Source organism: Rathayibacter sp. AY1F4 (assembly GCF_002931775.1).
GTDB lineage: Bacteria > Actinomycetota > Actinomycetes > Actinomycetales > Microbacteriaceae > Rathayibacter.
Genome location: NZ_PSVE01000001.1, coordinates 211415 through 222645 on the forward strand (window position 1 = coordinate 211415; position 11231 = coordinate 222645).

The following is an 11231-nucleotide window of genomic DNA, read 5'->3' on the forward strand; positions in this document are numbered from 1 at the left end:
GTCCGGCGGCTGCGCGGGGCTCGCGGGTACCGGCGGGGGCTGCGGGCGGGCGGCTCCGGGGGCGCGACCGGGCATGGACGGCTGCGGGCGGGCGCGGTGCGCGAGGACGGCTGCAGGGTCGCGGCTCCGGGCTCGCGGCTCGGCGCCTCAGCGCAGGACGTGGCCCTCGACGTCGACGGGAGCCCGGGCGGTGAGGCGCTTCAGCCGCATCGCGGGGCGCTCGACCAGCAGCCAGCTCGCCCACGCGAGGGGGACCGTCGCTGCGACCGAGAGCGCGATGTACGCCCAGAGCGGCACGTCGGCTCCGGCTCCGACGATCGCCAGCGAAAGCAGCTGCTGTACGGGGAACGCGTAGATGTACATCCCGTAGGAGATGTCGTGGGTCGCGCCCACTCGACGCAGGGGAAGCCGGGCGCCGAGCGCGACCATCAGATAGGCGAGGGGGAGGCCGGCGAGCACGCGGTAGAGGCCGGTCGCGATCACGAGGACGAGCAGCACGGCCGCGACGGCGGTGAGTGCGCCCGTCAGGGGGAGGCGGTCGCGGTACAGGTGCACGAGCGCGCCGGCGAGGAAGTACCCGACGAGCGTCACCGTCTGGTTGAGGGGCGCCGGGAACGGGACGAGGTCCGTCGCGAGCACCGCCGCGACGAGGGTGAGGCCCGCGAATCCCGTGACCACGAGGGGCCGCACCCAGCGCGCGGGCGCCAGGGAGACGAGCAGGCCGATGACGAAGTAGCTGACGAACTCGTAGAACAGGCTCCAGAGCGAGCCGTTCCACGCGCCCGGGTAGGGCACGGAGCCGAGCATCCCCGCGATCCCGTACTCCCGGATGAAGAGGGCGGCATTGGCGACCACGAAGCGCACCGCCCCGGCCGCGCTGTACTCGCCGGCTCCGAGGAGGAGCGACGCGAGCGGTGCGGCGACGAACGCCACGACCAGGAGCGAGACGAGGAAGGCGGGATAGATGCGGAGGAAGCGCCGCAAGAGGAAGTCGACCAGCGATCGCGAGCGCAGCCGGCTCGCGGTGATCAGGAAGCCGGAGGTGGCGAAGAACCCGCCGACCGCCCAGGCGCCGAGGGTGGAGCCTCCGAACCCGGGGTCGTCGCCGTAGCCGCCGAGGGGGAAGGAGTGCGACACGATGACGAGGATCGCCAGCCCGAGCCGCAGGGCGTTGATGCTGTTCGACCGCGGGTCGAAGGCGGAGCCGACGGTCGGGCGCGTGCGCGGGCGTGTGCGCGTGCGTGGCGCGCGGACGGGCGCGGCGGTGCGCCGGCCGTTCTCCTGGCGGGTCATGCGCACATCCTGCTGACCCCTGCCGCCGCCGTCGATCGGGCGTGGGACGCGCCTCGCTCCTCCCGGAGGGCCCGCGCACCAGCAACGACGCGCGCTCCCTCCCTGCGGACACGCCGCGGAGCTGACGCGGACTGACGTGCGGCCTGCGGCTGATCCCTCTCCGCCCGGTCGTCCCTCCGTCTCCCTCTCCCGCGAGACGCCGCTCCGGTACGCGACGCGCGGGAGCGGGCGTGCCGGAGAGGCATCTCGCGGCAGGCGGTCCGATCACGCCGGTCGGATCGCGCGGGTCAGAGCAGCCCGTCCGTGAGGTGGTCCGGCGTGCCGAAGCGGTGGGCCGTGATCGACACGGCCTGCTCGCGGAGGAACGGCAGCAGCTCCAGCCGGCCCGCCTCGGTCGCCGGGCCCGCGTAGACCGCGAGGTCGGGGCGCCCGCCCGTCACGGCCGTCACCGTCGCGGCGGAGGCGCCCAGCAGGCGCACCCGTCCGGCGCCGTGGGCGCGCACCCGCGCCTCCCACGCCGCGTCGTCCTCGACCACGACGGCGCCGGCCGCCTCGTCGAGACCGGCGGCGAGTTGCGGAGGCAGCGCCACGGCGCTCGAGACGACCACCCGTGCCTGCGCGGTCGCCGCCGCGACGGCCACCCGCACGAGCGAGCCCAGCGGCTCCCCGGCGGCCAGGCGCACCAGCACGGCGGAGTCGTAGGGCAGGCGGCGGAAGACGTTGCGCTCCGCCTCCAGCCCCGTCACGTCGCGAGGAGCGCCCGCGGCCCACGCCGCCGCGCAGCTGCGCGCCGTCCGCTCCACCGCGGCGTGCTCCTCCGCCGGGAGCTCCGCGCGCGACGCGGCGAGCAGGCGGGCGGCCGGTCCGACGACCGGAGCGGTCGCCTCCGACGGCGCCGCGGTCCAGGAGCCCAGGCCGAGCAGGTAGTCCGGCCCGCCCGCCTTGGTGCCCGGGCCGACCGCCGACTTCTTCCAGCCGCCGAACGGCTGGCGCTGCACGATCGCCCCGGTGATCCCGCGGTTCACGTAGAGGTTGCCGGCCTCGATCCCGTCGAGCCAGGTGCCGATCTCCTCCGGGTCGAGCGCGTGCAGGCCCGAGGTGAGCCCGTAGTCGACCTCGTTGACGATCGCGATCGCCTCGTCGAGGGTCGCCGCCGTCATGATCCCGAGGATCGGCCCGAAGTACTCGGTGCGGTGGAACTCGGACCCGCGGCGCACGCCGTCGCGGACGCCGGGGCTCCACAGGCGTCCGGAGTCGTCGAGGCTCCGCGGCTGCAGCAGCCAGGTCTCACCGGCGCCGAGCCCGGTCAGGCCGCGCAGCAGCTTGCCCTCGGCGGGTTCGATCACCGGCCCCATCCGCGTCGCGGGATCGGTCGGGTAGCCGACCGTGAGGGAGGAGACCGCGTCGAGCAGCTGCGCGCGGAACCGCTTCGAGCGCGCGACGGAGCCCACCAGCACGACGAGCGAGGCGGCGGAGCACTTCTGGCCCGCGTGCCCGAAGGCGCTCGCCACCACGTCCTTCACCGCCAGGTCGAGGTCGGCCGAGGGGGTGACCACGATCGCGTTCTTGCCGCTCGTCTCGGCGAGCAGCGGGAGGTCGTTCCGGAAGGAGCGGAACAGCTCCGCCGTCTCGTAGGCGCCGGTGAGGATCACCCGGTCGACCTGCGGGGAGGCGATCAGGTCGCGCCCCAGCTCCTCCTCCGGCAGGCGGAGCAGGCGCAGGGCCTCGCGGGGCACGCCCGCCGCCCACAGCGCCTCGGCCACCACGGCGCCGCAGCGCGCGGTCGGACCGGCGGGCTTGAGCACCACGGCGGAGCCGGCCGCGAGCGCCGCGAGGACGCCGCCGGCCGGGATCGCGACCGGGAAGTTCCACGGCGGAGCGACCAGGGTCAGCGCGGCCGGGTGGAAGCGGGCGCCGTCGACCGCGTCGAGCTCGAGCGCGCGCTCGGCGTAGTAGTGGGCGAAGTCCACGGCTTCCGAGACCTCGGGGTCGCCCTGGTCGAGGGTCTTGCCGCCCTCGGCCGCCATGACCTCGAGCAGCTCGGCGCGGCGCGCCTCCAGCTCGTCGCCCGCGCGGTGCAGGATGCGGGCACGCTCCTCGGCCGGGACGTCGCTCCAGCCGCTGCCGCGGGCGCCGGAGAGCACCGACTCCAGCTCGTCGAGGGTGCCGATCGTGGCGGCCTCGATCGCGTCGGCGCCGGCCCGGGAGGAGGGGACGCGCGCGAGGATCGCCTGCGCCCACTCGCGGTTCGCGGCGACGGACGGGTCGGTGTCGGGGGTGCTGCGGAAGTCGCCCGGTCCCGGACGGCCGCTCGCGGCGAACCGGTCGGGCACGCGGTGCGCCGGGGGGACGGCCCCGTCGAGGGCGGCGACGGAGGCGCGGAACCGCTCCTCCTCCCGCGCGAAGAGCGCCGGGTCGGCCTCGAGCTCGAAGACGGCCGACATGAAGTTCTGGCTCGACGCGCCCTCCTCCAGCCGGCGGATCAGGTAGGCGATCGCCACGTCGAACTCGGCCGGCGCGACGACCGGCGTGTATAGCAGGAGCGAGCCGACCGTGCGGCGCACCGCCTCCGCCTGGCCCTGGGCCATGCCGAGGAGCATCTCGTACTCGATCCCCTCGCGGACGCCGCGGGTGCCGGCGAGCAGCCACGAGTACGCGACGTCGAAGAGGTTGTGCCCGGCGACGCCGACCCGCACGTTGCGGATCCGCTCCGGGTGCAGCGCGTAGTCGACGACGCGCTTGTAGTTCGTGTCGGAGTCCTGCTTGCTGCTCCAGGTCGCCAGTGGCCAGCCGTGGACCGAGGCCTCGACCTGCTCCATCGGCAGGTTCGCGCCCTTGACCAGGCGCACCTTGATGCCGGCGCCGCCGCGGGCCCGGCGGGCGGCGCTCCACTCCTGCAGGCGGATCATCGCCGAGAGCGCGTCGGGCAGGTAGGCCTGCAGCACGATGCCGGCCTCGAGGCCGAGGTACTCCGGCCGGTCGAGGATGCGGGTGAAGACCGCGATGGTGAGGTCGAGGTCCTTGTACTCCTCCATGTCGAGGTTGATGAACTTCTGCGGCGAGGAGGCGGCGGCCCGGGCGAACAGCGGCGCCAGCTCCTCGACGATGTCGTCGACCGCGGCGTCGAAGGCCCACGGGTTGTGCGGGGCTGTGCTCGAGGAGACCTTGATCGAGACGTAGTCGACGTCGTCGCGGGCGAGGAGCCGGTGCGTCCCCTCCAGGCGGCGGTGGGCCTCCTCGCGGCCGAGGACGGCCTCGCCGAGCAGGTTCATGTTGAGCCGGACGCCGTCGCGGCGGATCGCGGCGATGGCCGGGCCCAGGCGCGAGTCGGTCGCATCGATGATCAGGTGGCCGACCATCCGCCGCAGAACCCGGCGCGCGATCGGCACCACGACGTCCGGGAGGAGTGGCGCCATGACGCCGCCGAGGGCGACCGCGCCGCGCATCGGAGCCGGGAGGAAGGACGGCACGCCGCCCGCGATCGCCTTCAGCGCCGCCGCCGCGACGCGGGTGTCCTCGGGTCGGACGACGCCGTCGACGAAGCCGACCGTGAAGTCCAGGCCGGTCGGGTCCTTCAGCACGCCCGCCAGCTGCGCCCCGGAGGCGTCGATCGGGATCGCGGACGCCTCGCGCAGCCAGCGCCGCACCAGGGCGACGCTCTCGTCGACCAGGCGGGGATCGATCGAATCGGCGGACGGGCCGTCGGCGGCGGGGCCGGTGGCGAGAGCGGGGCTGGCGAGATCCGTCATGGTGCGGTCCTTCTGCTCTGAGGTGGGTGCCTTCAGTATTCGACCGACTACCGTTGAGCAGAAGCGACCGTTCCTTACCGGTACCGGTCAGCTCAGCTGAACGATCGGAGAGACGCCGTGCTCGATGTCCGCCGCCTGGTCCTGCTCCGCGAGGTGGCCATCCGCGGCACTCTCGCCGCCGCGGCCGAGGCCCTCGCCTACAGTCCCTCCGCCGTCTCGCAGCAGCTCGCCGTGCTCGAGCGCGAGGCCGGCGTCGAGCTGCTGCGGAAGGCGGGCCGGCGCGTGCAGCTCACACCCCAGGCCGAGATCCTGGTCGAGGCGGCCGGCGAGGTGATGGCCCTGCTCGAGCGGGCGGAGGCGGCGCTCGCGGCCTCGGGGGAGTCGGTGACCGGCCGGGTGCGCGTCGCGGTGTTCCAGTCGGCCGCGCTCGCGCTCATGCCGGGTGCGCTCCGGGCCGTCGCCGACCGCTTCCCGGAGGTGCGGGTCGAGATGGTGCAGCGCGAGCCGGAGGGTGCGCTGCACGAGACGTCGTGGGCGCGGGAGTTCGATCTCGTCGTCGCCGAGCAGTACCCCGGCCACTCGACCTCCTGGCTGCCCGGACTGGTGCGCAGCGACCTGACGACCGACGCGATCCGCCTCGCCGTGAGCCACGACTCCGCCGTCGTCGACCTCGCCTCGGCCCGCGACTCCGCCTGGGTGATGGAGCCGCGCGGCACCGCGAGCCGCCACTTCGCCGAGCAGACCTGCCGGGTCGCGGGGTTCGAGCCGGACGTCCGCTTCGAGACCGCCGACCTGCAGGCGCAGATCCGCCTCGCCGCCTCCGGCCACGCCGTCGCCCTGATGCCCGACCTGGTCTGGGCGGGCGAGGCCCCGGACTGCCGCCTCCTCGAGCTGCCCGGCACGCCCCGCCGCACGATCTTCACCGCCCAGCGCGAGGCGCAGCTGGCGTCGCCGGCCGTGCGGGTGTTCCGGGAGTGCCTGGCGGAGGTGGCGGGGCGGTTCGCGTGAGGCTGGCGGCGTGAGGGGGGGGGCGTGAGGCGGTGCGGTTCGCGTGAGCGAGGGCGTGTGGCGGTGCGGTTCGGGTGAGCGGGGGCGTGGCGGTGCGTGTGGCGGGGTGTTGCGCCGGTGTCCTGCGCGCGCCGCCCCGAGGACGGCGGGGATGTGCGGCGTCGGCTGCGGTGATCCCTCCCTCCACAGGAGGGCTTCACGCCGGTTCTCCACGGATGTGACGATCCGTCGCTTCCGTGTCGGTGGTCGCTGATTGAATACACGTATGACGATGATCAGCGGGTCGACAGCAGCGGAGGCGGTGCTCAGCGAGGTGCGTGCTCGCGGCGACCGAGCCGCGGCGCTGGCCCGCTCGGCGTCCCCGCTGCTCCTGGCCGCGGCCGAGGAGCTGCACGCCGGGCACCGGGCCGCGCTCGAGCATACGGAGTCGTTCGCCCGCGGCTCGGCGCCCCACGCGTCGAGCGACCTCGCCGAGCGGTCGATCCGCGCGGAGTTCGCGGTCGCCCTCGGAGTCTCCGAGCGGGTCGCCTCCCGCGAGCTCGACCACGCACGCCTCCTCGTCGAAGACCTGCCGGCCACCCGCGCCGCCCTCGCCGGGGCGCGCCTGCGGTGGGAGGCGGGCCAGGCCGTCTGCGCCGTCGCGGCCACCCTGCCTCCGGGCTCCCGCGCCGCGTTCGATACGCGGGCGGCCGAGCTCGCGGCCCGCACCACGCCGACGCAGCTGCGGCGCGCTCTGGCGCGGCTGCGGGAGGAGCTCCACGAGCAGCCCCTCGCCGAGCGCCACCGACGTGCCCGCGAGGACCGCGCGGTCTGGCTGACTCCCGAGGTCGACGGCATGGCGACGCTCTGCGCCCTCCTCCCCGCCCCGGTCGCCGTGGGGGCGTACAGCCGCCTCGACCGGATCGCCCGGATCCTCCGCGACGGCGCCGAGGGGCCGGCGGGGGCGGAGCCGCCTGCCGCCACGGATGCGGGCTCCTGCGGGGCGGAGTCGAGCGGGACGACCGGGGCGGAGCCGGCCGGAATCACCGGTGCGGGCGCCGCAGGCGTGATCTCCGGAGCGGGCGACGAGCGGACCCTCGCCCAGCTGCGAGCCGACGCTCTGGCCGACCTCCTCTGCGAGGCGGACGTCATCGGCACGGTGCCCGACTCGGTCGGTGCCGATCGGCCCGTTCCGACCCTCGTCACCGGCGTGCGCGCCGAGGTGCGGGTCACCCTGTCGGCGAGCACCGCGTCCGGCGTCGACGACGCCTCCGCCGAGCTCGACGGCTACGGCCCGATCCCGGCAGACGTCGCCCGGAGCCTCGTCCCCGCGACCGTCACCCGCGTGCTGACCGAGCCCCGGACGGGCGCAGTCCTCTCGGTCGGGCGCACACGCCGACTGCCGCACCGCGAGCTGCGGCTCCTCCTCCAGCTCCGCGACGTGACCTGCCGCTTCCCCGGCTGCACCCGCTCCGCCGCGGGCGCCGAGGCCGACCACGTCGTCGAGTGGCGCAACGGCGGCGGCACCGACCCCGGCAACCTCGCCAGCCTCTGCGTCGCCCACCACCACGTGCGGCACGGCGACCGCTGGACCTACGTCCTCCACCCCGACGGCACCGCCGACTGGACCACCCCCACCGGCCGCCGCATCACCACGCGCCCGCCGGGCCTCGAGGCACGGCTCCGTCCAGGCCCACCCGCGACCCCGAGGTTCGCGGACCGGCCGCCCCCGTTCTGACACTCTGCCGTTCCGACGCTCTGCCGTTCTGACGCTCTGCCGTGCTCCCGTGCTGCCCTGAGGGAATCGGCTGTCGGGCGGGTTCGGCCCGTTGCGCGGGTTCGCGCTGGTGATCGGGCCGTGCTGTCGCTCGGAGGCGAGTGCTCAGCGCCCTACCGCCGCGCCACTGCCGCTGAGGCGCGGACCGTCACCGGGGCCGCACCGTCGCCTGACGCCGTGCCGACACCAGGGCCGTGCCGCCGCATTGCGCCATGCCGCCGTTCGGCCACCACGATCCGGCAGCTCGGCAGCTCGGCAGCTCGGCGCGCGCCGAACCGCCGTCGAGCGCCGTCGCGTCGGGCCGCCGTTCGAGCAGCGCGTCTCGGGACTGCGCTGTCGCCCCGCACAGCCCCGCGGCTGATCCGGCGGGGTGCGCAGTCCGGGCGCGCAGTCCGGGCGCGCCCGCGCGGTCAGTCGGCGACGCGGAGGAGCACGTCGCCCGTCGTCCCGCCCCGCAGCCGCCCCGCAACTGCCCCACCGCCGCGACGCTACGCCGCTAGGAAGCGGTCCGCCGTCCGCAGCGAGAGCGCCATCGTCGCGAGCGCCGGGTTCGCGATCAGCGCGCTCGGGAACACCGAGTTGTCGCACACCCAGAGGTTCGGCACGTCGAAGCTGCGGCCGTCCGCGTCGATCACGGCGTCGCCCGCGTCGGTGCCCATCCGCACGGTGCCGAGAGTGTGCGCCGTGCGCGCCATCACCCGCGTGCTCGTCGCGCCCGCCGCCTCCACGATCGCGGTCATCGTCCGGATCGCGTGCCGGTCGATCGCCTCCTCGTTGGCGCCCGCCGAGAACGTGATGCGCGCCTTCGGCACCCCGTGCTCGTCCAGCTCGTCCGTCAGTTCCAGCCGGTTGCCGTCGGCGGGCAGGCACTCGGCGTTGATCCCGACGCCCGCCGCGAAGCGGTAGCCGTCGAGCGCGTCCATCAGATCGCGGCCCCAGAGTCCCGCGCCGCGGGCGAGCGTCGTCGCGTAGGTCAGCGGCATCACTCCGAGACTCTGGATCAGGTAGCCGCCCGCGAAGTCCGCGTCGGCCGGGCGGACGGTGTCCTCGGTAATCACCGAGGAGGGGTAGCCGCGGTAGCCGCGCATCTCGTTCTCGAAGGTGCCCCAGACCTGGGTCGCCCCGTGCGCCAGGAAGTTCCGGCCCACCTGGCCGCTGCTGTTCGCGATGCCGGTGTGCAGGAGGAGCCGGGGCGTCTCGACGCCGCCCGCGCAGAGGAACAGGGCGGAGCAGCGCTGCCGGTGCTCCACTCCGCCGCTCGTGTAGACCACGGCGCACACGCGGCCCGCAGCGTCCAGCTCGATCCCGTGCACGAACGAGTCGGCCCGGATCTCGGCGCCGGCCCGCACCGCCTCCGGCAGGTAGGTCACGTCCATGCTCGTCTTCGCGCCGGTCCGGCAGCCCTGATGGCACTGGCCGCAGTTGACGCAGGAGGGGCGGCCGTCGTCCCGAGGGCCGCTGAGCACGGCGGCGGGCGCGTCGGTCGCGCGCATCCCGATCGCCGCGCAGCCGCGCAGCATCATGTCGGCCGAGGCGTTCCGCGCGAGCGGGCCCTGCAGGTAGCGGCGCGACGGGTCCCACGGGTACTCGGCCGGGCCCGCCACTCCGATCGTCGCCTCCACCTTCTCGATGTACGCGGTGAGCTCGGCGTGCTCGATCGGCCAGTCGCGGCCGACACCGGAGTCGCTCCGGAGCCGAAGGTCGCGCGGGTCGGGGCGGGGCGTGAACGCGCCCCAGTGCAGCGTCGAGCCGCCGACCCCGCGGCCGCTGTTGTTCTGCCCGAAGGCGGTGGGGGTCTCGCCTCCGCTGAGGCGCTCCTCCATCCAGTTGATCTCCACGGCCGCCGTCTCGTCGGCGGTGTGGCCGAGCGGATCGACGTGCGGCCCGGCCTCGAGGGCGACGACCCGCAGCCCGCGAGCAGCGAGCACCGAGAGCAGGGGCGCTCCGCCGGCCCCGGTGCCGATCACGACGGCGTCGACCGTCTCGTCGAGCGGGAAGCGGCGCATGCCGGTCGTGTTCATCGGTGACTCCTCGTCGTCGGTTCCCAGGTCTCGCGGTCGTCGGCGCCGAGCAGGCGGAAGCCCGTCACGAGCGGCAGCGTGTCGCCGCCGCTGGCGTAGCCGTCGTAGCCGATCCGCGCCATCGACGCGGGGTGGGCCAGCCACTGCTTCACGAGGTCGACGCGGCAGTCCTCGAACCAGGCGGTCAGCTGCTCGGCACCGAGCCCGCCGGCCGAGCCGTCGCCGAGCTCCGCGGAGCCGTCGGCGATCGCGGTGAGGCGCGCGTCCTGCTCGGCGGGGCCGAGGCCGGCGAAGCCCCGGAGGGTGTCGAGCGCCAGACCGTAGGCGATCGGGTCGGCCGGCAGGTCGGCGTTGCGCCAGCCGTCGCCCTCGCCGTTCGCGAGCTGCGTGTCCACCCGCGCGGCCAGGTCGATCCGGCCGCCCTCCTGAGGGACGACCCGGTCGGCGATCGCGCGCAGCTCCGCGAGCTGGGCGACGGTCAGGGCGCGGGGCGCGTACTCCGGGTCGTCGGCGAGCGCGCGCACGGCCAGCAGCCCGCGCACCCGCGTGGAGGTGCGGGCGGAGGCGATGGCCGCGCCGACGTCGGCCGGAACCGACGGCGCCGTGCCGGCCTCCTCCTCCCAGAACCGGCGGATCGCCGCCGCCACCTCGACCGGGCGCTCGAACGGCAGCAGGTGGCCCGCCCCGGCGAGCGTGAGCAGCCGGGCGCGGGAGTAGAGGGAGCCGTTGAGGCGGCGCTGCGCGTCGGCGCCGAGGTCGCCGTCTTCTCCGCCCGCGACCAGGAGGGCGGGCACAGCCCCGAGGGCGGCCTCGCCGGTGCGGTCCTCGCGGCTGCCGTGCTCGAGCCAGTCGCGCCAGCCCTCGGGGGAGTAGCGGCGCAGCTCGGCCAGCACCTCCGCGTCGGCGTCGGCGGGCAGCGGCGAGCCGACGTTCTGGTCGACGAACTCGCGCGCCTGCGTCTCGTCGAGGTGCCCGTCGGCGACCCAGCCGAGCATGGTCGAGCGGCGCTCCTCCTCCATCGGCTCGGGCGAGAGCGGCGACCCGGCGAGGAGCACGACGCCCGCGAGCCCGAACAGGCCCGAGCGGCCGGTGACCGTGCGGGAGGCCACGAGCGAGGCGATCTTCCCGCCCATGCTGTGCCCGAGGAGCAGCCAGCGGGAGGCGCCGTGCTCGCGGATCCGGCGGATCGTGGCAGCGGTCATCTCCTCGAGCGAGGTCCCGGATCCACCGGGCAGGTCGAGCGCGACGAGGTCCGCGACGTCGGCGAGCTCGCGGCCGAGCGCGTCGAAGGCGCGGCCGTCGAGCCCGAGTCCGGGCAGGGCGAAGAGGGTGGGGCGGGGGCTGGTGGACACGGGCGTCCTCTCGGATCGGCCGCGCCACGGCAGTGGGGAGCGGGTGGGGAGC

Annotated in this window: 6 protein-coding genes; 2 read left to right on the top strand and 4 right to left on the bottom strand. The window is 75.4% G+C overall.

Annotation, left to right across the window (positions count from 1 at the left end):
* Window positions 1-147: 147 nt before the first annotated feature.
* Together C5C59_RS00925 and C5C59_RS00930 are read right to left on the bottom strand one after the other, a co-directional pair.
* Window positions 148-1293 carry an acyltransferase gene (locus tag C5C59_RS00925; RefSeq protein ID WP_104238351.1) on the bottom strand — a complete coding sequence of 382 codons (1146 nt, stop codon included), beginning with the start codon at window positions 1291-1293 and terminating at the stop codon, window positions 148-150.
* 287 nt (window positions 1294-1580) lie between these two features.
* A complete protein-coding gene (locus C5C59_RS00930; protein ID WP_104238350.1) occupies window positions 1581-5042 on the bottom strand; it encodes a bifunctional proline dehydrogenase/L-glutamate gamma-semialdehyde dehydrogenase in 3462 nt (1153 codons plus the stop codon).
* Between the two features lie 117 nt (window positions 5043-5159).
* On the opposite strand from C5C59_RS00930, the gene C5C59_RS00935 reads away from it, so the two are divergent.
* Both C5C59_RS00935 and C5C59_RS00940 read left to right on the top strand, forming a co-directional pair.
* Window positions 5160-6050, top strand: a complete 891-nt coding sequence (locus C5C59_RS00935) for a LysR family transcriptional regulator (protein WP_104227335.1) — start codon at window positions 5160-5162, stop codon at window positions 6048-6050.
* A gap of 265 nt (window positions 6051-6315) precedes the next feature.
* Complete coding sequence (locus C5C59_RS00940; RefSeq protein ID WP_104238349.1) at window positions 6316-7767, top strand: HNH endonuclease signature motif containing protein; 1452 nt, start codon at window positions 6316-6318, stop codon at window positions 7765-7767.
* A 527-nt stretch (window positions 7768-8294) separates the two neighbouring features.
* Here the strand turns inward: C5C59_RS00940 and C5C59_RS00945 are convergent.
* Together C5C59_RS00945 and C5C59_RS00950 are read right to left on the bottom strand one after the other, a co-directional pair.
* Window positions 8295-9827 (bottom strand): GMC family oxidoreductase, encoded by a 1533-nt coding sequence (locus C5C59_RS00945; protein WP_104225175.1) that lies wholly within the window; start codon window positions 9825-9827, stop codon window positions 8295-8297.
* The gene (locus tag C5C59_RS00950; RefSeq protein WP_181134788.1) at window positions 9824-11179 is read right to left on the bottom strand and encodes an alpha/beta hydrolase; all 1356 of its coding nucleotides are present in this window, start codon (window positions 11177-11179) and stop codon (window positions 9824-9826) included. Before C5C59_RS00950 ends, C5C59_RS00945 begins: the two co-directional genes overlap by 4 nt.
* Window positions 11180-11231 lie beyond the last annotated feature (52 nt).

Coding starts and splice junctions, on each gene's coding strand:
- C5C59_RS00945 (WP_104225175.1), bottom strand. CDS start 9,827: ATGAACACGACCGGCATGCGCCGCTTCCCGCTCGACGAGACGGTCGAC.
- C5C59_RS00925 (WP_104238351.1), bottom strand. CDS start 1,293: ATGACCCGCCAGGAGAACGGCCGGCGCACCGCCGCGCCCGTCCGCGCG.
- C5C59_RS00940 (WP_104238349.1), top strand. CDS start 6,316: ATGACGATGATCAGCGGGTCGACAGCAGCGGAGGCGGTGCTCAGCGAG.
- C5C59_RS00930 (WP_104238350.1), bottom strand. CDS start 5,042: ATGACGGATCTCGCCAGCCCCGCTCTCGCCACCGGCCCCGCCGCCGAC.